This is a genomic window from Arthrobacter sp. CAN_A212, from assembly GCF_015752345.1.
GTDB lineage: Bacteria > Actinomycetota > Actinomycetes > Actinomycetales > Micrococcaceae > Arthrobacter_D.
This window is the reverse complement of the sequence record NZ_JADOUT010000001.1, coordinates 241720-261471: the sequence shown is the minus strand read 5'-3', so window position 1 is coordinate 261471 and position 19752 is coordinate 241720. Positions and strand designations below refer to the sequence as shown.

General features: G+C 65.9%; 18 protein-coding genes. 9 read left to right on the top strand and 9 right to left on the bottom strand.

Annotation, left to right across the window (positions count from 1 at the left end; genetic code table 11):
• Nucleotides 1-81 precede the first annotated feature (81 nt).
• The 4 genes from IWX64_RS01275 (at nucleotide 82) to menD (ending at nucleotide 5950) form a co-directional block, all read left to right on the top strand.
• Nucleotides 82-816 carry a hypothetical protein gene (locus tag IWX64_RS01275; protein ID WP_196865338.1) on the top strand — a complete coding sequence of 245 codons (735 nt, stop codon included), beginning with the start codon at nucleotides 82-84 and terminating at the stop codon, nucleotides 814-816.
• Nucleotides 817-866: 50 nt separating this feature from the next.
• The gene (locus IWX64_RS01270) at nucleotides 867-1865 is read left to right on the top strand and encodes an o-succinylbenzoate synthase (RefSeq protein WP_196865337.1); all 999 of its coding nucleotides are present in this window, start codon (nucleotides 867-869) and stop codon (nucleotides 1863-1865) included.
• Nucleotides 1866-1974: 109 nt separating this feature from the next.
• A complete protein-coding gene (locus tag IWX64_RS01265; protein ID WP_196865336.1) occupies nucleotides 1975-4140 on the top strand; it encodes a PhoX family protein in 2166 nt (721 codons plus the stop codon).
• 76 nt (nucleotides 4141-4216) lie between these two features.
• On the top strand, nucleotides 4217-5950 hold the full coding sequence (menD, locus tag IWX64_RS01260; protein ID WP_334683058.1) for a 2-succinyl-5-enolpyruvyl-6-hydroxy-3-cyclohexene-1-carboxylic-acid synthase: 1734 nt from the start codon (nucleotides 4217-4219) through the stop codon (nucleotides 5948-5950).
• A 113-nt stretch (nucleotides 5951-6063) separates the two neighbouring features.
• Here menD and IWX64_RS01255 read toward each other — a convergent pair whose 3' ends face one another.
• From IWX64_RS01255 to IWX64_RS01235, 5 genes are all read right to left on the bottom strand, one after another.
• Nucleotides 6064-7476, bottom strand: a complete 1413-nt coding sequence (locus tag IWX64_RS01255) for a D-alanyl-D-alanine carboxypeptidase family protein (protein ID WP_334683057.1) — start codon at nucleotides 7474-7476, stop codon at nucleotides 6064-6066.
• Between the two features lie 147 nt (nucleotides 7477-7623).
• Nucleotides 7624-8388 carry an amino acid ABC transporter ATP-binding protein gene (locus IWX64_RS01250; RefSeq protein ID WP_334683056.1) on the bottom strand — a complete coding sequence of 255 codons (765 nt, stop codon included), beginning with the start codon at nucleotides 8386-8388 and terminating at the stop codon, nucleotides 7624-7626.
• On the bottom strand, nucleotides 8385-9170 hold the full coding sequence (locus IWX64_RS01245) for an amino acid ABC transporter permease (protein WP_196865335.1): 786 nt from the start codon (nucleotides 9168-9170) through the stop codon (nucleotides 8385-8387). The genes IWX64_RS01250 and IWX64_RS01245 overlap by 4 nt, the downstream gene beginning before the upstream one ends.
• 93 nt (nucleotides 9171-9263) lie before the next feature.
• Nucleotides 9264-10058, bottom strand: a complete 795-nt coding sequence (locus tag IWX64_RS01240) for a transporter substrate-binding domain-containing protein (protein WP_196865334.1) — start codon at nucleotides 10056-10058, stop codon at nucleotides 9264-9266.
• 143 nt (nucleotides 10059-10201) lie between these two features.
• Entirely contained in the window at nucleotides 10202-11542 is a 1341-nt protein-coding gene (locus IWX64_RS01235) for an isochorismate synthase (RefSeq protein ID WP_245345562.1), read from the bottom strand.
• A gap of 119 nt (nucleotides 11543-11661) precedes the next feature.
• Between IWX64_RS01235 and IWX64_RS01230 the strand changes: the two genes are divergently transcribed.
• The 4 genes from IWX64_RS01230 to IWX64_RS01215 all read left to right on the top strand — a co-directional run bounded on the left by IWX64_RS01230 (nucleotide 11662) and on the right by IWX64_RS01215 (nucleotide 15922).
• On the top strand, nucleotides 11662-12420 hold the full coding sequence (locus tag IWX64_RS01230; RefSeq protein ID WP_196865333.1) for a demethylmenaquinone methyltransferase: 759 nt from the start codon (nucleotides 11662-11664) through the stop codon (nucleotides 12418-12420).
• Nucleotides 12421-13737 carry a geranylgeranyl reductase family protein gene (locus tag IWX64_RS01225; protein WP_196865332.1) on the top strand — a complete coding sequence of 439 codons (1317 nt, stop codon included), beginning with the start codon at nucleotides 12421-12423 and terminating at the stop codon, nucleotides 13735-13737.
• 9 nt (nucleotides 13738-13746) lie between these two features.
• Nucleotides 13747-14850 carry a polyprenyl synthetase family protein gene (locus IWX64_RS01220; protein WP_196865331.1) on the top strand — a complete coding sequence of 368 codons (1104 nt, stop codon included), beginning with the start codon at nucleotides 13747-13749 and terminating at the stop codon, nucleotides 14848-14850.
• 247 nt (nucleotides 14851-15097) lie between these two features.
• A complete protein-coding gene (locus tag IWX64_RS01215) occupies nucleotides 15098-15922 on the top strand; it encodes a DUF559 domain-containing protein (protein ID WP_196865330.1) in 825 nt (274 codons plus the stop codon).
• A gap of 168 nt (nucleotides 15923-16090) precedes the next feature.
• On the opposite strand, the gene IWX64_RS01210 is transcribed toward IWX64_RS01215, so the two are convergent.
• The 4 genes from IWX64_RS01210 to IWX64_RS01195 all read right to left on the bottom strand — a co-directional run bounded on the left by IWX64_RS01210 (nucleotide 16091) and on the right by IWX64_RS01195 (nucleotide 18421).
• Nucleotides 16091-16561 carry an HIT family protein gene (locus tag IWX64_RS01210; RefSeq protein WP_196865329.1) on the bottom strand — a complete coding sequence of 157 codons (471 nt, stop codon included), beginning with the start codon at nucleotides 16559-16561 and terminating at the stop codon, nucleotides 16091-16093.
• Nucleotides 16558-16986 (bottom strand): hypothetical protein, encoded by a 429-nt coding sequence (locus IWX64_RS01205; protein ID WP_196865328.1) that lies wholly within the window; start codon nucleotides 16984-16986, stop codon nucleotides 16558-16560. The genes IWX64_RS01210 and IWX64_RS01205 overlap by 4 nt, the downstream gene beginning before the upstream one ends.
• A 60-nt stretch (nucleotides 16987-17046) precedes the next feature.
• On the bottom strand, nucleotides 17047-17688 hold the full coding sequence (locus tag IWX64_RS01200) for a trimeric intracellular cation channel family protein (protein ID WP_196865327.1): 642 nt from the start codon (nucleotides 17686-17688) through the stop codon (nucleotides 17047-17049).
• Nucleotides 17689-17788: 100 nt separating this feature from the next.
• Nucleotides 17789-18421, bottom strand: coding sequence for a putative glycolipid-binding domain-containing protein (locus tag IWX64_RS01195; protein ID WP_196865326.1), 633 nt, complete (start codon nucleotides 18419-18421; stop codon nucleotides 17789-17791).
• A gap of 54 nt (nucleotides 18422-18475) precedes the next feature.
• On the opposite strand from IWX64_RS01195, the gene IWX64_RS01190 reads away from it, so the two are divergent.
• The gene (locus tag IWX64_RS01190) at nucleotides 18476-19444 is read left to right on the top strand and encodes an alpha/beta hydrolase (RefSeq protein WP_196865325.1); all 969 of its coding nucleotides are present in this window, start codon (nucleotides 18476-18478) and stop codon (nucleotides 19442-19444) included.
• Nucleotides 19445-19752: the final 308 nt, after the last annotated feature.

Here is a 19752-nt window from a genome sequence, read left to right as displayed (position 1 = left end):
CCACATGCGCGCCGCACATCTGTAATCCAATTGTGATCTTGCGAGGATCCTGTCGCGAGGGGGAGCCGGGACAATGAGTCAATGACACGGCACCGCGCGCTCCGGCCGACGTCGTCAGCGACGACGACAAAGTTGTTTGCTGCGGCGGCTCTGGCCGCCGTGGTTCTGGTCGGATGCGGGGCAGTGGGAGTTCCGGGGTCGACCAGTCCAGGGTCGACCAGTCCGGATTCTCCCGTTGCGAACTCCCCGGGTATCTCCCCAGCGCCGACCTCTCCGTCGTCGGCCGTGCCTTCGGCGGGCGACGCGCGGGCTATCCCAGCCCCGGGTGAGGTGTTAGCGCAGGGCGCCGTCCTTCAGCAGGGTGAGGCTCCGCCACAACTGTGCCTCGGCGGCGTGGCCGAGTCCTACCCGCCGCAGTGTTCCGGACCGGAGCTCCTCGGCTGGGATTGGCTGGCGGTGGAGCAGTCCGAAACCGCTGCCGGGGTGACCTGGGGAACCTACGCGGTGCAGGGGACGTGGGACGGCGCCGCCTTTACCCGCACGGGTGACCCGATCCCGCTGTCCCTCTACGACACCATTGCCGACATTGACCCCCGGCTGGATCCGGCCAACCCTGGAGGCGGTGAGGAGGCGGAGCTGGAGCAACTCCAGGTGGAGCTGTTGGAGGCCGAACCGTTGATACTGACGTCCTCGGTGGTCAACGGCTACCTGTTCGTCACCGTGGTGTACGACGACGGAACTCTCCAGGAACGTTACGACGTCCAGTACGGCCGGGACCTGATAGCGGTGCAGTCGGCCCTGCGGCCCGTCTCCTAAGCCTGTCGCTCCCATCCGGCGGCCACTGATCCGTCGCGTAACCTGAACGCGTGAGCACACTCGTCCCAGCCACTGATCTCCGTTCTTCCGCCCGGGTGGTGTCGATTCCCATGCGGGTGAAGTTCCGCGGGGTCAGCCACCGCGAGGCCCTGCTGGTGCGTGGTCCTGCCGGCTGGGGAGAGTTCTGCCCCTTCCCCGAGTACGACGACGCCGAAGCGGTCCCCTGGCTCCTGGCCGCCATTGAAGCTGGTTGGGAGGGCTTCCCCGAACCGGTGCGGGACCGGGTGGCGGTCAACGCCACCGTCCCCGCTGTATCCGCTGGGGAGGTGGAATCGGTGCTGGCCCGTTTTGGGCCGGTCACCGCCGTCAAGGTCAAGGTCGCGGAGAAGGGCCAGAGTCTCGCCGACGACCTGTCCCGGGTGGCTGAGGTGCGCAGACTGCTCCCCGCCGCGGGGCTGCGGGTCGACGCGAACGGCGGCTGGACTGTTCCGGCTGCGATCACCGCGCTCACAGCCCTCGCCGAGCACACCCTCGAATATGCTGAGCAGCCGGTGATGGATATCGCTGGTTTGCGGGAGGTCAGGCTTGAACTGCGCCGTCGCGGTGCCCCGGTGTTGATTGCCGCCGATGAATCAGTCCGCAAGGAATCCGACCCGCTTCGCGTCGCACGGGAGGACGCAGCCGATCTGCTGGTGATCAAGGTGGCACCCCTGGGCGGGGTGCGGCGGGCGCTCGATATCGTCGCGCAGGCGGGGCTTCCCGCCGTCGTCAGTTCGGCGCTGGATACGTCGGTGGGGATCAGCGCCGGCGTAGCCCTCGCGGCGGCGCTCCCGGAACTTCCCTATGCCTGCGGACTGGGCACCGTGACCCTCATGAACGGGGACATCACGGCGGAGTCGCTGGTGCCCGACCGCGGATGGCTGCCCGTGGGGCTGGTGGACGTGTCCGAGGAGTTGCTGGACCGGTACGCCGCCGATCCGCAGCGGACGGCCTGGTGGCTGGACCGGCTGGACCTGGTGACCTCGCTCCTCAGCCAAAAACCCTGTTGAACCGATCCTGGAAGAAGTTCACCCGCCGGTCATCTTGATGGCCCGCAAAGTTTGCCTGGGCGGGACAGGGTAGGAGCGGCTCTCCCCCTCCGCTGCTGGAAGGCACCCCATGACTGACACAAAAAAGCGTTTCCTGCCCATGCTGGGCCACACCAACGGGAAGCGCAGCCCGGTGACCTGCGCGCTGAAGTGTGACAACGCCTGCGCCTCGGCTGTCTGCAACACCACCGACAACAGCTACTTCCGGGACATTGCCTCGTCCGAATTTTCACGCCGGAACATGCTCGGGGTGGGTGCAGTCGGGGCGTTGGCGCTGATCGTCGGCGGCCAGGCGGGCACCCCACTGCAGGCGCCCGGTCAACCGTTGGCACCCGCCGTCGCGGTCCAGCGGCGCGGCCCCCGCAGTAACCTCAAATTTTCGCCGATCCGCCCGGTAGACGCTTTGGTAGATGACTTCACTGTGCCCCAGGGATTCACCTGGCGGCCGATCATCCGCTGGGGTGACCCGCTGTTCCGCAGTTCGCCGGCGTTTGATGTCTTCAACCAGTCCGAAGCCGCGCAGGAGCTCCAGTTCGGTTACAACTGCGACTACACGGAGATCCTTGACCTGCCCGGTAGCAAGGGGAAGCGGGCCGTCATGTTCGTGAACCACGAGTACACCAACGAACCCATCATGGTTCCGCCCAGCATGCCCGCCGCTGAGGTGCGTGGCATCGGCCGCGCAGCGCACGGGCTGACGGTTGTCGAACTGGAACGGCAGAACGCGTCCAAGCCCTGGAAATACGTCCAGGGAGCACCGTTGAACCGTCGCTTCCTGCTGGCTACCCCCTACGAGCTCACCGGCCCCGCCGCCGGATCCGACCTGGTCAAAACCGTCGACGATCCCGCTGGCCGCACCATCCGCGGAACCCTGGGCAACTGCGCGGGCGGCACCACCCCCTGGGGGACCATCCTGTCGGGGGAGGAGAACTTCAATGGCTATTTCATGAGCCCTGGAACCAGCGCATCAGACCGGCGCTACGGTCTCACCGCGGCGCCGACCGCCCGCGGCTGGGAAATTGACGAACCGCGGCTGGACACCCGCAACGCCGGCTACGGGAACGAAACCAACCGCTTCGGCTACATCGTTGAGGTGGACCCGTTCGACAAAACCTCGACGCCGAAGAAACATTCAATGCTGGGCCGGTTTAAGCACGAGGGTGCGAACGTTTCAGTGGCCGACGACGGCCGGGTGGTCGCGTACTCCGGCGACGACGAGCGTTTCGACTACCTGTACAAGTTCGTGTCCAAGAACCGGATGGACACGGCAGGCACGCCGGCCGCCCGACGAAGGAACATGACGCTGCTGTCCGAGGGGTCGCTCTATGTGGCCCGGTTTCAGGGCAACTCGACACCCGAGATTGATGGTTCGGGCACCGTGCCCACCGACGGGGCGTTCGACGGCGTCGGCGAATGGTTGCCGCTGATCGTGAACAACAAGTCGGCGGTGCCCGGGATGAGTGCCGCGGAGGTAGCCGTCTATACCCGGCTGGCGGCAGACAAGGTGGGTCCCACCAAGATGGACCGCGCCGAGGATGTGGAGCCGAACCCGCTGACCGGCAAGGTGTACGTTGCGTGCACCAACAACACCAACCGCGGGGTCGGAGCCAATGCCGTTGCCGACGAAGCTAATCCCCGGACCGGCAACCGGACCGGGCACGTCATCGAGATCACCGAGCGCGGGGGAGACCAGACTGCAACCCGTTTCACCTGGAACCTGCTCCTGGTCTGCGGCGACCCAGCGAACGACCCCACCGTATACTTCAGCGGTTTTCCGGCGAACAAGGTGTCGCCCATCTCGTGCCCCGACAACCTGGCGTTCGACTCGGTTGGCAACCTGTGGATCTCCACCGACGGGCAACCCGGCACCATCGGGTACTGCGACGGGCTGTTTCAGGTCACGCTCGACGGTGAGGACCGCGGCAAGGTTGAGCAGTTCCTGGCTGTCCCCAGGGACAGCGAAACCTGTGGGCCGATTATCAGGGACAAGGACAAGCACGTGTTCGTTGCCGTCCAGCATCCCGGCGAAAACGGGGTCTGGGGAAACCAGACCTCCCTTTTCCCGGACTATGTCGCAGCGGGCAGCGCACCCCGTCGAGGGGACGCGGCAGTGCCCCGGCCCTCAGTGGTGCAGGTGTTCCCCGGCAATGACAAACCGCGGGGCCGGGGGCGGGGAGACGGGAGGCCGCGCCGGGACGACCACCGGGGCGGTCGGGACGCGAAGGGCTTCTCCTAGCAACGCAGCACCGTAGCTTCATGCCATCCCGGTCCAGAAGGCCAGGGCGCCAGCTGGGTTGTGTGAGGATGGAGGCGTGAACCAGCAGCTGAACTCCATCGACGCCGCCCGGCTGGCGGTAGCCTCGCTGACCGCCGCGGGTGTGCGCCACGTCGTTGTCGCGCCCGGGTCGCGCAGCGCACCGATGGCGTACGCACTCGCCGAGGCGGAAGCGGCCGGTGCCGTCCGCCTGCACGTCAGGATTGATGAACGGGTGGGCGGGTTCACCGCGCTTGGCCTTGCCCTGGGATCGCAGGCGCCGGTCGCGGTCCTGACGACGTCGGGCACCGCCGTGGGGGAGCTGCTACCCGCCGTGATGGAGGCCAATCACGCCGCCGTGCCCCTGGTGGTGTTGTCCGCGGACCGCCCCGCGGAGCTCAGGGGGAGCGGGGCCAATCAGACCACCAACCAGATCGACCTCTACGGTGTTCACGTCCGGTGCGCACTCGATGTTCCGGCCGGTACTGATCCCTCGCCGTTCGTGGCCCGGGCCCTCGCCGAGGCTCGGGGTGCGTCCGGGCCGCGGGGGCCGGTCCAGCTGAATCTCGCCTTCCGGGACCCCCTGATTCCCGGCCCCGCTGCGGCACTGGATCCTGCTGCGGCCCCGGACTCGGCTGGGGTACCCGTTCCTGCGGCCCCGGCCCCTGCTGCGGCTTCCCCTTCCGATGGCGCAGTGCACGACGGCGGCCCGGTGGTGCCAGCCGAACGAGTCCTCCCGCGCCAGACCCAGCCAATCCCGACATCGCAGGCCCGCACCGTGGTGGTTGCCGGACACGGTGCAGGCGAGCTGGCCGCCGTCGTCGCGCAGCACCTGCGCCTCCCGCTCCTCGCCGAGCCCTCCTCGAACGCCCGCTTCGGACCGAACGCCGTCGCCCAGTACCGGCTGCTCCTCGAACATCTGGGGGCTGACATCGAACGGGTGGTCGTCTTCGGGCGCCCCACGCTCTCCCGGCCGGTAGCGGCCCTGCTGTCACGGACCGACGTGGACCAGGCCCTCTACCTTCCCGGACCGGTGGCCTGGTTTGAGGAAGGACGACGCCGGGAGGGGATCATCACCACCCTTGATGACCTGCTGCAGTTCGCCGGGACGGGCGAACCCGGCTGGTTGGAACGCTGGCAGGTCGCCGGAACACACGCAGACGCCGCTGTCCGCTCACTGCTCGCGGAGCGCAGCGCCCTCAACGGTCTTCATGTTGCGGATGCTGTCTGGGAACACACCGACGGCAACCTGGTCCTGGGATCCTCCAATCCCATCCGGGACGCCGACCTGATCGCCTCCCCGGGCTGGCACCCGCTTGAGGTGTACGCCAACCGTGGCCTCGCGGGCATCGACGGCACGCTGTCGACTGCCGCAGGAGTGGCGCTCGCCACCGGGATCCCGACGCGGCTGCTCGTGGGAGACCTGACGTTCCTGCACGACGCCGGGGGGCTGCTTCTCGGGCCGGGCGAGGAGGAAGCGGACTTGCAGATTGTGGTCCTCAACGACTCAGGGGGAGGAATATTTGGGCTACTCGAACACGGCGCGGAGGAAAATCTGGAACGCCATCGTGGGGTGGTCGAACGGCTCTTCGGAACCCCTCACGCAGCCGATCTCGGCGCGCTGGCCCGCGGCTACGGCGTTCGGCATACCCTCGTCGACTCGGCCCTCGCGCTGGAGGCGGCTCTGGAACCTGCCATCGAGGGCCGCTCCATCATCGAAGTCCGGGCGGATCGCGCCGGTCTCCGTGCACTTCACGCATCGATCAAGGCGAGCGTTTCCCGGGTCGTCTAGCGGTATCGATCACCGAGGTTGGCCCCACCCGGCCAGCCCAAGGCGCCCGGCCAGCCCTGGCGGCCTGCCGAATAGCCCGGCCGGAGCCTGGATCCTTTTCTGTCGGACCGGGACTACCGGAACAACCGGTAGTCCTGCCAACCGGTGCCGATGGTGAACGAGCCGCCCCACCCGCGGGAGGTGATCGGATAGTGCTTCAGGATGCCCGAGCTGGTGCGGGCGGTCAGCCCGTAGGAGCCCGGACCCTGGAATCCCGAGACAGCCCGTGCGCTGTCGATGTGCTGCCAGCCGGAACCGATGGTTCTGCGGCTTTCCGGAATGAAGCGGGCCAGACCGTTTGACCGGTAGAGCACGAGCTCGCCGCTGGCACGGGTTCCCAGGACGTCCTGGTTGCCGTCCCGGTCGTAATCGGCGAGGGTGATCCGCAGGTTCTGCCAACCCGATCCGATCTGCCCCCGCGCCTGAGAGGACAGGGCGCCGCCGGTGTTGTTGGCATAGTGCCAGAGCCGTCCCGCACCGTCCTTGGTGACAACCGAGGGATATTTGCTTCCACGCCACCAGGTACCCACGGTGATTTCGTGGTTGGCCCATCCGCTCCCGATCCGGATTGGTGTCTGGAAGCCGCCCCCGCGGAGTCCGCGGTAGAGGGTCAGCCTGCCGTCCTGCCACTGGGCAAGGATGTCCTGGACGCCGTCAGCGTTCCAGTCGGTGGCGAATCCTGCCTTCAGACCACCCCAGCCACTCCCCACCCGGGAGCGTTTGGACAGCCCCCCGGACCAGGTCGGCGGGTAATTCCACAGCACTCCCGCCGAGTCCACCGCGGTGAGGTCCGTGGAGCTCTTGATCGTTGGGTTGGAACCGCTGAAATAGTGTTCAAGGGTTGGGAAGCCACGGGTCTTCATTTCGGCGGCCAGGGGGCGTCCGACATACCGCAGGTGCCAGGGCTCGTAGGTGTAGCCGGTGGTGGACTGGTAGCCGTCCGGGTAGCGAATGATGAAGCCGTACTTGTACGCATTGGCCGCCACCCACCGACCGCCCGGAGTGTCACCGAAGCAGGATCCCAGTCCACACGAACCGTTGGCGTTCCCGACGTCGACGGCGAGTCCCGTCTGGTGCTCGCTGTGCCCGGGCCGCGCCGAGAGGGTGTCCGCGACCGCCTGGCCGTAGATCGATACGTAGTAGTTGTAGAGGGCCGCCTGCTCGTCGTAGGAACGATAGGCACTCACCACGCTCAGCGGTGCCCCGGCGTTGCGGGCACCGGCGAAGAGGTTCGTGAGGTTTGCGGAGACGGCGCTGCGCATCACATAGTTGGTGCCCGGGAAGTAGACCAGATCCGGGGCAATGTAGTTCAGCGGGTTCAAGGGCCGGGACTTGGTCACCAGCACGTGATAACTGTTGGGGTCGCCCACCGGAAGGGCCGCGGTCGCGGGCTGTGCTGTGAGCATCCCGCCCAGGAGGGCACAGCAGAGGGCGACGACGCTGATCAGCCGGGCGCGAAGCCTTGCGGGCCGGGTGGGTGAGGGCATGAGGATTCCCGCGGTTGGTTGGTCAGATGGACTTATCGTCCCACGCGTTCGGGCCCGCCGCTAGGGCCCGGCGCGGGGTTGAGCTACAGCACTGTTGAGGCACAGCACTGTTGAGCCACAGGATCTTGGAGCCACAGGACCGTCGGGCTATAAGACCTTGGAGAGGAACTCGCGGGTACGTTCGTGCTGCGGGTTGCCGAGGACGTCCTCGGGTTTGCCCTGCTCGACCACCACTCCGCCGTCCATGAACACCACCCGATCCCCCACCTCACGGGCGAACCCCATTTCGTGGGTCACCACCATCATGGTCATGCCGTCCTTGGCAAGCTGCTTCATCACGTCCAGCACGTCACCGACCAACTCGGGATCCAGGGCGCTCGTGGGTTCGTCGAACAGCATCATGTCCGGATCCATCGACAGCGCGCGGGCAATGGCCACCCGCTGCTGCTGACCGCCGGAGAGCTGGGCCGGGAACGCCGTCGCCTTGTCCTCCAGCCCCACCTTGGCGAGGTTGCGGGCCGCGACCTCGCCTGCCTCGGACTTGCTGCGCTTCTTTGCCCGGATCTGCGCCAGGGTGAGGTTGCGGGTCACGTTGAGGTGCGGGAAAAGGTTGAACTGCTGGAACACCATACCGATGCGGGTGCGTACCTTGTCCAGGTCCGTCTCGTCGTCCGTGATGTCGACGCCTTCCACCATGATGGTGCCGCTGGTGGGTTCCTCCAGCCGGTTCACGCAGCGCAGGAGGGTGGATTTCCCGGAGCCCGACGGCCCGATCACGCAAACCACCTCACCACGGTCCACATGGAAATCGATGCCCTTCAGGACCTCGTTGTCGCCGAAATTCTTGTGCAGGTTCCGGACCTCAATGGCCGGCACGCCTTTGCGGAGCGTTGGTTCGGTCACTTCGCTCACCGCCCTCTCTTGTTGTGTCGTTCGAGCTTGGCCACCAGCTGGGTGAGCGGCAGGGTGATGATCAGGTACAGCAGGGCGGCGAGGACCAGCGGGGTCGCGTTGGCGGAAGAGGAGACCATGTCGCGGGCGAACGTGGTCAGTTCGCGGTCGCCCAGGGCCATTCCCGCGATGAACAACAGCGAGGTGTCCTTGATCAGGATCACCAGCTCGTTGGTCAGCGGCGGGGTGATGATCCTGAATGCCTGAGGGAGCACGACGGAGATCATGGTCCAGGAAGGGTGCATTCCCAGCGACCGGGCAGCCTCTACCTGACCCGGCGGGACTGCTTCAATTCCAGCCCTGATGGTTTCAGCAATGTAGGCCGAAGAGACAATGATCAGAGCAATCAGGCCCGCTCCGGCGCTGCCACCGGGCGGCCGCCAACCGAACGCAATCGGTACAGCGAAGGCGAAGCCAAAGATCACCAGCAGTGCTGGTAGCCCGCGGAAGAGCTCAATGTAGGCGGTCGCTGCCCAGCGGTATGGCAACACGGGGGAGAGCTTCATCAGGGCGAGGATCAACCCTAGGAGAAGTCCACCGACAAAGGCGATGGCCGTATACAGGACGGTGTTCTTCGCCGCCACTGTCAGGATCTCCGGGAAGGCCTCGATGGCTACGTCCACATCGAAGAAATTGCTTCGGATTGCTCCCCAGTCAGCCAGCGAGACGATGACGACGACGACGAGGATAAAGATTGCGTACAAGGCGCCGCGGGTCAGGCGTCTGCGGGTTGATCGTTTCACGGGGGCCAATCTCTCTCAGAAGGCTTACGGCCCGGAACCCGCCACGGCTATGCAGAGTATGTGCTGCCGTGGCGGGTTCCGAACGAGGTGGTTCTACTCCGAGAAGTAGGTGTTGTAGATCTCGTCGTACTCGCCATTGTCCCGCAACTCGGCGAGCTGCTCGTTGACGGCTGCGAGGAGATCCTCGCTGCCATCCTTCGTGGTGGCGAAACCGTACTGCTCATCGGTCTCGAACTCTGCGGCGATCGTGTAGGTGCCGTCCTCGGTGTGGACGAGGTTCACCGGGAGGTCCTGCAGGATCGCGGCAACGTTGCCGGCCTGAAGCGCCGAGTACAGTTCAGCGTCGCTGGGGAAGGCCACCACCTCGGTGTCCTCGGGGACGTTCTCGCGGGTGTAGGTCTCGCCGGTGGTGCCAGCCTGCACCCCGACGGACTCGCCGGCCAGATCGTCGATTGAGGCAACGTCGGAATCGACAGGGACCAGCAGCGACTGCAGGGAGTCGTAGTACGGCTCCGTGAATGCTAGATTCTCCGAGCGCTCCTCGGTGATGGTGATGGCGCTCGCGCCGATGTCGCACTGGCCGGCTGCAAGTACCGCACCGCTGGCGAGGCCGTCGAAGCCAACGTCGACCACCTCGAGCTCAAGGTCCATGCCGGTGGCGATGGCCCGCATCAGGTCCATGTCGAAGCCGACGTACTCGCCGTCTTCCTCATATTCGAAGGGTGCGAAAGGGATGTCCGAGCACACGGTGAGGGCACCCTCGGCGACCAGGCCGAGACCCGATTCCTCGGCGGCTGGCTCGTCGGAGCCACCGCAGGCGCTGAGCGCGAGCGCGCCGATGGCCGCGATGGCGAGGGTCTTGGGAACGGTTGAGCGCTTGGCAAACATACAGCTACCTCTTTTGTGGACGGGGAAAACTTCGTTTCACAGTGTAGTCGTATCGAGATGTGCATCACAGGCTACAGCTATTGCGTATAGGTAACCATCAGGTTTCGCGCCCGCGCGGAGTGTGATGTAGGAGGAAGCTCTCGTTAGCGGCGAATCCCCAAAGCCTCGATCATGGGCCGGAACTTGCTCCAGGATTCCGCCAGCTCGGCGGCGGCATTCGAGGCCGCAACGATCCCGCACCCCGCGTACATCCGCACCCGGGTGGGGCTTTCGATCACAGCTCCCCGTAACGCGATTCCCCATTCCCCGTTGCCGCGGGCGTCCATCCAGCCGACGGGTCCGGCATAGGGTCCGCGCTCCAGGTGTTCCAGTTCGCGGATCAGGGCGCCTGCCACCGTGGTGGGAGTGCCGCAGACGGCGGCAGTGGGGTGCAGCGCGCCGACCAGGGCCAACGACGTCGGCACGCTTCCATCAGCCCCGGGTTCCAACTGAGCTGTGACATCGGAGGCCAGGTGCCAGACATTCGGCAGTTCCAACACGAAGGGCTCACTATGCGAGGTCATCGAGCTGGTGAACGGTTCAAGCTGCTGGGTCAGCGAGTCGATAGCGATCTGGTGCTCATGGAGTTGTTTCTCCGAGCCGGCCAGGACCCGCTGTGCGTAGTCCGGGTCGTCCGCGGGAGCGTTGTTGCGGTCCAGCGTGCCTGCCAGGACCCGGGCGCGCGCCGTCGACTTCTCCACCTTGATCAGCATTTCCGGCGTCGAGCCAATCAGCCCGTCCACCGAATAGGTCCAGCAATCGGAATACCTGACAGCCAACTCGCGCAGCACCTGGGCCGTGGCCACCGGGGATCCCAGTTCGGCCACCACGTCGCGGGCGAGCACCAGCTTGCTCAGCTCTCCGGACCTGATGTGCTCGATCCCCCGCTCCACCGCGGTCATCCACTGCTCTTCGGAGAGGATCCCCGAGGTGAGCCTGTCTCCAGCGTTGGGTACCCGTTCGACAGCTGTCTCGTCGAGATACCCGGCCAGTGCAGCCTCGGCTGCGGCCCCGCTCAGCTCCGCGTCGGCGTCGTCGGTGATGTAGGTGAGCCAGCTATGGCCGTCTCGGCAACCGACCACGATCCGCGGAACGATCAGCCGGGACGGGTGCCCGGAGGTCTTCGAGAACGCGAATGAGCCGAAGGCCACCAGCCCGGAGCCGGGAACACTGAGCGGATTGACGACGTCGGCGGCCGCCAACTCGGTCCGCCACCATTCCTGGGCGTCGGCGAACCGGTCTGGTCCCGTCGCGGTAAATCGGGTGGTCTCGCCAAAGGCAACCAGTCCGTCGCCGCGGCGGACCCAGGTATGAACGTCGTTGCGCGCCACGTAGTCGAGGAGTCCGGTGCTGTCGTCGAGCTGTCCCCGCTCGATCGTAATACTGCGGAGGCCGTGCGCTGATGTCAGCGGCGGCGCGACCGCGATGGGGGACGGGGTGCTCATGATTTCCAAGCCTACTCTTGCCTTCGGAGCGGGTGTGTCAGGGGCACTGCAGGCGCCGATGGCAGCCGGTCGGTGAACGATCGATTAGGGACCTGTCAATTGTTTGAGACAATGGAGGGGTGAACCGTGCATCACTGGAAAAGCGTCCCGAAGAAGTAGCAGCCATGTTTGACGACGTGGCGCCCAAATACGACGTGGTCAACGACGTCCTGTCCCTTGGGCAGACCCACCGCTGGCGGCGCATTGTGGTGGAGGCAGTGGGTGCCGTGAAGGGCCAGCGGGTCCTCGACCTCGCGGCAGGCACCGGCACATCCAGCGAGCCGTTCGCCGACAACGGCGTGTACGTGGTGGCGTGTGATTTCTCGCTCGGCATGCTGCGGGTGGGAAAGCGCCGCCGCCCGGACATCGACTTCATTGCCGGCGACGCCACCGACCTTCCATTCGCCGATGACTCCTTCGACGCGACAACCATCTCCTTCGGCTTGCGCAATGTGCACCGCCCGCAGTTGGCGCTCGCCGAGATGCTCCGGGTCACCAAACCAGGCGGCAAACTGGTCATTGCCGAGTTCTCCCAGCCGACCGTCCCGCTGTGGCGCACCATGTACACGGAGTACCTGATGCGGGCCCTCCCCGCCATCGCCACCAAGGTCAGCTCGAACCCCACCGCCTACGTGTACCTTGCCGAGTCCATCAGGGCCTGGCCCGACCAGGATGCTCTAGCCGGGTGGCTCGCCGACGCCGGCTGGGAAAGCGTGGCCTACCGCAACCTGAACGGCGGTATCGTGGCCATCCACCGGGCCACCAAGCCACTGGGCTCTCCAGCGACAACACCGGTCAAGGCGCGTGCTGGCCGCCGCAGCGCACGGCCCGCCAACTAGATGTCGGTACTGATAGTCGGGGCTGGCCCCGCGGGATCGACAGCTGCCTATTACCTGGCCCGTGCCGGGGTGGACGTGACCGTCGTCGAAAAATCGGTCTTCCCCCGGGAAAAAGTCTGCGGCGACGGGTTCACCCCCCGCGCGGTGCGGGAGATTCAGTTGCTCGGGCTACCCCACGAGGAAACGGCAGGATGGCGCCGCAACGTCGGCCTGCGGCTCCGGGCTGGCGGGCGAACGGTCGAGGTGCCCTGGCCAGAGCTCACCGACTTTCCCGACTACGGCCTGGTCCGCACCCGGCTCGGATTCGATGAGGAACTTGCCGAGCACGCCCGCGCCGCCGGAGCGGTCATCCTTGAAGGCCACTCAGTCACCTCCGCAATCCGGGACGACGCCGGACGGGTGAAGGGCGTCGTCGTCAATATCCTTGACGCAGCCGGTCGGAAAACGGGTGAGACCCGGCAGTTCCACGCCGACACCGTCCTGGCAGCCGACGGCAATTCGACCCGGACCGCCGTCAGCCTGGGCCTGGCGAAGCGCGATGACCGCCCGCTCGGCGTCGCGGTGCGCACCTACTTCACGTCCCCGCGTCACGAGGACCCGTGGATGGAAGGGTGGCTTGAGTTGCCCGATGCCTCCGGCCGTCCGCTCCCCGGTTATGGCTGGGTGTTCGGCGTGGGGGATGGGACCTCCAACGTGGGCCTGGGGATTCTCAACTCGTCGGCCGAGTTCGGGAAGATCGACTACAAGCAGGTCCTGAAGGATTGGACTGCCGGGATGCCCCCGGAGTGGGGTTTTGTGCCCGAGCAGCAGGTGGGCGAGATCCGTGGCGCCGCCCTGCCGATGGGGTTTAACAGGACACCCCACTACAGTCCCGGAATGCTGCTGCTCGGCGACGCCGGCGGAATGGTCTCCCCGTTCAACGGGGAAGGTATCTCCTACGCAATGGAGTCGGCACGCTACGCTGCCGAGTTCATCATCAACGCCGAACAGGTCCGGTCGCCGCTGGGCCGCGACCAGGTGCTGGCCGGTTATGCACCGCACCTTCGGGGACTGTGGGGCAGCCACTTCACGCTAGGTACCATTTTCGCGCAGCTTATCGGTAAGCCAGCGATCCTGCGCCTGGCGCTGCGGACCGGCATGCCCATTCCGGTGCTGATGCGCTTCGTGGTGCGCATGCTCGCCAACCTGACCGACACCGGTGGCAAGGGTTTCGAGGACCGCGTCATTCACTTGCTGGAGCAGCTGGTACCCGCCGTCAGCAACCAATCCCATCCACGCACCCGGACCCATGCCAGCTCCGCGCGCTCTACTGGTTAGTCTTAGACAGTGACAGAATCTGCGAACCCCGGCTGGACCAGCGCTGGGCACCCGCGCTCCGACGGCGCCGAGCTCGATACTGTCATCGGAGCCATTGCCACCGGTCTGAAGCTTCCCCCTGGGTTCGCCCTGATTGCCGATGATCCCGATCTGGGTCCTGCCGTCTCCTCCTGCCTCGCCGAGGTGGAGAAGCAACTGCGAGAAGCCATCTCCAGTTCCGACCCACTGGCAGACGCCACCAGCCGCCACCTTGTCGAAGCAGGCGGCAAACGGATCCGGCCGCTGCTCACGATCCTCGCCGCGCACCTGGGCGACTCGAGCCGCCCCGAGGTGGTGCAGGCCGCCGTCGTCGTCGAGCTCACCCACCTGGCCACGCTCTATCATGACGACGTCATGGACTCTGCGCCCTACCGCCGCGGCGCCCCGACAGCGCACGAGGTGTGGGGGAACTCGGTGGCCATCCTGACCGGTGACCTGATTTTCGCCCGTGCCTCAATCCTGGTGTCGGAGCTGGGTGGTCAGGCGCTCGGTATCCAGGCGCGGACCTTCGAGCGGCTCTGCCTGGGACAGCTGCACGAGACGGTGGGCCCCCGCGACGACGAGGACCCCGTGGAGCACTACCTCTCGGTCATCGCGGACAAGACCGGATCGCTAGTGGCTGCATCCGGGCAGTTGGGTGCGTTGTTCGGTGACGCACCCCAGGCGGCGATCGACGTGATGCTTGCCTACGGTGAGCGGGTCGGAGTGGCCTTCCAATTGGCCGACGACGTCATCGACGTCACCGGCGTCAAGGTCACCTCGGGCAAATCGCCCGGCACCGATTTGCGCGAAGGCGTGGCAACCTTGCCTGTCCTCCTGATCCGTCAGGCTGCCGCGCGGGGGGACGCCTCGGCCGTAGCGGTGCTGGATCTGGTGGATGGGGACCTCACCTCGGACGAGGCGCTCGCCACGGCCGTCGCCGCGGTCAGCGGCCACCCGGCCACCCAGGAGGCCTGGGCGGTAGCGCACCAGTGGGCTGACGACGCCGTCGCCGCCCTTGAGCCCCTGCCCGAGAGCACCGTCAAGCAGGCGCTGACCGCGTTTGCCCAGGCAGTAGTCACCCGGGACGTCTAGTCCCAACAGGTTCCCGTCTCAGCCTTTCGCTGGTGTGCACGTCTCCCCAGGTTCTCCGCCGCAAGGTTCCCTTAGACGGCGTGTTGCCCGTCGCCACGGGGTTGAATGCCCAGCACCCGGGGAAACCTGCACGGCTTCCGCCCGGCTTTACCTCCACAGGCCTATCCCGCGGCCGTTTGTCGCTGCGCCTGCCCACATAGGGCCGCACCGAAGACCGGAACGGGCCAGGATCGGCTGCACTGGCCAGATGGATGCCATCACCACCCTCAGGGGTCTGGGGTCGGTCGCCCGCTGCTGCGAGGTGTTGAAACGAGGTCCGACCCGCCGCCAGATTGATCGCCACGTGGCACGCGGTGAGATACTCCGACTCCGTACGGGGGTGATTTCACTGCCCGACGCGCGTCCCGACTATGTGGCCGCCGTCCTCAACAACGGTCGCCTGACTTGTGTTTCAGCAGCCGCGACGTACGACCTGTGGACGGTAACGCCAGCAAACTCCCTGCATCTGAGTTGCCGGCATGGGCATGGCGCCGGCTACACCAACCATCGGGAACGCACCGTCCCTCCCCATCCGCGGTTGCCGCTGGTGGGACTGGTGGATGTGCTGGTCCACGCGCTGAGATGTCTTCCGCCACTTGAAGCCGCCGTCATGGTCGAGTGTGCGCTCCGTCGGGGTGACACGATTCGTAGCTTTCTGCTGGATCGGTTACCCGGGGAACGGAATGCCCCCGCCCGCGCGGCGGTGGGTCTGGTGACGTGCGCCGCCGAGTCTCCCTTGGAGGTGGTGGCACGGGTCCTCTTCATCAACGCAGGATTCCACGTTGAGACTCAGGTGCCACTGGCCGGCGTCGGGAGGGTTGACTTCCTGCTTGAGGGCTTTCTGGTGGTCGAGGTGGATGGTGCCGCCTTTCACTCCGACCGGCGTGCCCTCCGTCGGGATCTCCGGCGAAACAATGGGGCCATTGTCGGCGGGTACCTGGTGCTGCGCTACAGCTATGAGGACATCATGTTCCATCCAGAGGAAGTGCTCCGGGAGATCCGACAGGTCCTTTCCGGCCGCGTCATCCGCTGACCGGGTGCAACTCTCCCCAGGTTCCACGCCCCAACTCCCACGTCATCGGGGTGGCGCGCGCCGACACGCGGTGTGACGCCCACAACCTGGGGAAACCTGCACGGCTTCCGCCCGGCTTTACCTCCACAGCCACGGGTCAGCCCGCGAGGCCAGACCCCGCAGGCCGGGTTACAGGACGGCGCGGAGTTCGTCGGCCTTCCGCGCCCGGACCGCGGGGTCCACGACGGGGCGCTTCGGGGTGAAGTAGAAGCCGTCGTTGTGCCAGCGGGGGAGGACATGCTGGTGGTAGTGCCAGACGTGCTGGCTGCCTGCAGGTTCGTTGTGTTGGCGGGTGGAGATACCGTCCGGGGACCAGGCCCGTTTGATGGCGACGGCCATGTCACGGGTGACGGTCATGATGCGGGCGGCGACGTCGTCGGGCAGTTCGTACAACAACTCGAAGTGCGCGCGCGGGGTCACCAGCACATGGCCGGGGTGCGGTTCGAATCCGTGGGAGGCAATGAAGGCCAGCACCAGATCGTCCGAGTAGATCAGATCGCCTGGCCGGCACAGGTTCTTGGGGGCACCGAAATCCCCGGCAGCAAAGTCGCAGAACGGGCACTGGTAACCGTCAGGCGCGTGCCGCACCCACTCGGTCACTGCTCGTCCGTGTCTTCCTCGAACACCCACTCGAACATGTCGAGGACGTACTCGCTGAACGTGCCCTCTTCGCTCTTCCATGTTCCGCGGGCATTGTTGCGACGCCAGATAATGGGGTCCGGGACATCCAGCTGGTCCACGCGGATTCCCCAGGTGTACTTTTCCTCTTCATCCTCGAGGAAAAGGAGGTGGCCGTCTTCGATGGTCAGCTCGTCGGGATCCCAGAAGAAGTGGTAGGCCTCCATGATGTCCTCGACGGCGCCAACAGCGAGGTAGAAGTCGCGCAGGGCAAGTGGGAGGTCGAAGTCCTGGTCCTCCATGAGGTCCTGGAGCTCTTCCTTCGACAGTCCATCCTCCGCCGACCACTGGTCGTCGAAGTACGCCGGGACAAGCGCACGGAATTTGTCCAGGAATAGCTCAGTCACTTGGAACTCCAGGGGTGGGGGTGGGGGATACTTCCATCCTAGCCTCCGCCGCCGGGTCGGCTACGCAGTGCCTGAACGCTTCCAGCCGAGCACCGCGAGGGGTGCACGCCAGCTGAAGCGCCAGGCGAGGACCCGTAGCGCGAACACCAGCGTCGCGACGACGGCTCCGGTCACCACGTTGAACCCTCCAGTGCCTACCAGCAGGGTGGTCAGCCCGGCGCCCAGCATCGCGGGTAGGGCGTAGATGTCCCGTGGGTCAAACAGTTGGGGTATCTCATTCGCGACGACGTCGCGGAGTAATCCGCCGCCGACGGCGGTGGTCACCCCGAGCAGGATCCCCGCCACCGGGTGCAACCCGAACTCCAGCGCCTTGACCGTGCCGGTGATGCAGAACAGCCCCAGGCCGGCGGCGTCAAAGACCACCAGTAGGTTGCTGACCCGTTCCACCCCGGAGAACAGGAAATACACCAGGAGGGTGGCGAGCACGGGGGGAATCAGGTAGGCGGGATTCGAGAATGCCGCGGGGACCGTGTCGATGATGAGGTCCCGTGCCACACCACCGCCCAGTCCGGCGAGCGAGGCCAACAGCAGGGACCCCACCAGGTCGAACCCCTTCCGAGCTGCCAGCAGGGAGCCGGAAACGGCGAAGAAAAAGACCCCCAACAGGTCGATCATCAGGGCAACGTCTACCGCGTTGGTCATGGATTCCTCGCCGTCCGGGTTGCACGTGGTTGGTCTGCGCCAGATGCATTACCGGCCTGCACGAGTTTACCCAGTGCGGGCTACCGCAGGCGGCCGGGCGCTAGCCGATCCGTCGGGCGAGTCCGGGATAGTCGAGCACGACGCCGTCGTCGTCAACAGTGAGTTCAGCCGTAAAGCCGCCGTTGCCCGAACTGAACAACACCATGGCAGGACTATCCTCACGTGCCGATCGCACCTGGCTGTACACCTGACGGCTGGGGATCACGCGCAGGCTGGGGACCTCAACCCAGGCCATGGTCAGCTCGGTTTCATCGACCGGGGCAGCGTCCCCCGTCAGGAGGTCCAGACGCAGGATCGGCATCGTATTGGTGACCGGGCACAGGCCCAGATCGCAATCCAATGCGCCAGCCAAGGCGTCAGGATCAGCGATCCCGGGCTCGGGAAGGGAGGAATCCCCGGAACTCTGGGCAACGCAGGACCATTCACCCGCTTCGGTCCGGTCCAGCTCAAGGTGGCGGCTCCACCCCTGCCCATGGACCGTCACGGTGAGCCGCTGGGTGACCCAGCCCGACGTCGTCCCGAGTGCCCAGCTGATCGCGTAGTCGGCAGTCCTGGAGGTGCCGTGCGCGGTGAGGCGGTCGGTTTCAAGGTTGATCGTTGCCGTGTCGATCCGGGAGGGATCGTCCTCGCCCTGCCAGCTGTGCTGGAGGCTGGTGTGTGCTGGGTTTGCCATCCTCTCACCTTAGGCAGCGGCGCCCGCCTCCGCTAGGCCCCTAGAGTTAAGCCCATGACCCCGACCAACCGGACCACCCCCGATCGTCCGAGCATGCCCCTGCGATTCGCCAGCGCCGCTTTGCGCCTGACGCCCACCAAGGGGCACTACAACTCGGTCGACTGGATGCGGGGACAGTATTTGCAGCGCACCTATCCCAGCCCCGCGTCGCTGACCCGGGCACTGCGCCGGCTGTGCAGCGTCGAGGACTACCTTCTCGACGGCGTGCGCACAGTGACGCTGCGGCCGCGGTCCGGCGGCTCGGGACGGCACATCATCTACACCCACGGCGGCACATACATTAACGAACTGACCACTCCCCACTGGTGGATCATCGCAGCGCTGATCAGGTCCACTGGTGCCACGGTGACGGTGCCGCTGTACCGGCTGGCACCTGAGCACACGTTCGCTGAGGCCTACCGCTATCTCACCGCCGTCTACGAACGGGTGCTCGAAACCACCGCCTCCGACGACGTCTGCCTGGCGGGCGATTCGGCGGGCGCTGGATTGGCGGTGGGCCAGGCCCTGCACTTCGCCGCTGTGGATCTGCCGCGACCCGGCCAGCTGGTACTGTTCTCCCCGTGGCTGGACGTCACAGGTACCAACCCGGATATTCCGCAGTACGATCGGGTGGACCCGATGCTGGGGGTGCCGGGTGCTGTCGAGGCTGGCAGGTGGTGGGCAGGAGAAGCGGATCCGCGGCACCCATCAGTCAGCCCGGTCTTCGCCCCTCCCACCGCGCTGGCCGAGCTACCGCCGACTTCCATCTATCAGGGCACCCGGGATATCTGCATGGCGGATGCACTCGCTTTTCAAAGAAAAATGATCGATGCCGGAGGCGACGTGGTGCTGCACCGTTTTGCCGGGGCATTCCACGTGTTTGTCGGCTTGCCGTGGCTCCGCGAATCGCGCGCGGTGTTCGCTGATATTGCCGAGACAATGCAGGCGAAAAGATCGCTGGGAGAAGAAAAGCCCCAACCGTAGACGCAACAGCCCTGGAGGATTACGATTGGTGTACTGCCCCAGACCCCGGCACCGTGTTGATTATGTGCATTCCGCGGAAGCAAATTGGTTGGGGTATTTCTCTGTCCCCGGACCTGATGTTTCTTTGCCAGGCGGAGGGTTCCTGCTGAGCCGATTACGGCGCTCCATTTGCTGGCAGCAGGGCGGATCCTCAGCATCGTCGGATCTGGGTAAGTAGATGAAATATGAAGTCTGAGACGGTCGAACGACTCTTAGAGGGAGAACATATGGCAGCTAAACCGCGGTCGGTAGTCGATGAGGTACATCGG

Bases quoted from the DNA above. Each gene is read 5' to 3' on its own strand.
- IWX64_RS01275 (WP_196865338.1), top strand. From the start codon at position 82: ATGACACGGCACCGCGCGCTCCGGCCGACGTCGTCAGCGACGACGACA.
- IWX64_RS01265 (WP_196865336.1), top strand. From the start codon at position 1,975: ATGACTGACACAAAAAAGCGTTTCCTGCCCATGCTGGGCCACACCAAC.
- IWX64_RS01255 (WP_334683057.1), bottom strand. From the start codon at position 7,476: ATGCCCTCACCCACCCGGCCCGCAAGGCTTCGCGCCCGGCTGATCAGC.
- IWX64_RS01240 (WP_196865334.1), bottom strand. From the start codon at position 10,058: ATGTTTGCCAAGCGCTCAACCGTTCCCAAGACCCTCGCCATCGCGGCC.
- IWX64_RS01235 (WP_245345562.1), bottom strand. From the start codon at position 11,542: ATGAGCACCCCGTCCCCCATCGCGGTCGCGCCGCCGCTGACATCAGCG.
- IWX64_RS01225 (WP_196865332.1), top strand. From the start codon at position 12,421: ATGTCGGTACTGATAGTCGGGGCTGGCCCCGCGGGATCGACAGCTGCC.
- IWX64_RS01215 (WP_196865330.1), top strand. From the start codon at position 15,098: ATGGATGCCATCACCACCCTCAGGGGTCTGGGGTCGGTCGCCCGCTGC.
- IWX64_RS01200 (WP_196865327.1), bottom strand. From the start codon at position 17,688: ATGACCAACGCGGTAGACGTTGCCCTGATGATCGACCTGTTGGGGGTC.
- IWX64_RS01195 (WP_196865326.1), bottom strand. From the start codon at position 18,421: ATGGCAAACCCAGCACACACCAGCCTCCAGCACAGCTGGCAGGGCGAG.
- IWX64_RS01190 (WP_196865325.1), top strand. From the start codon at position 18,476: ATGACCCCGACCAACCGGACCACCCCCGATCGTCCGAGCATGCCCCTG.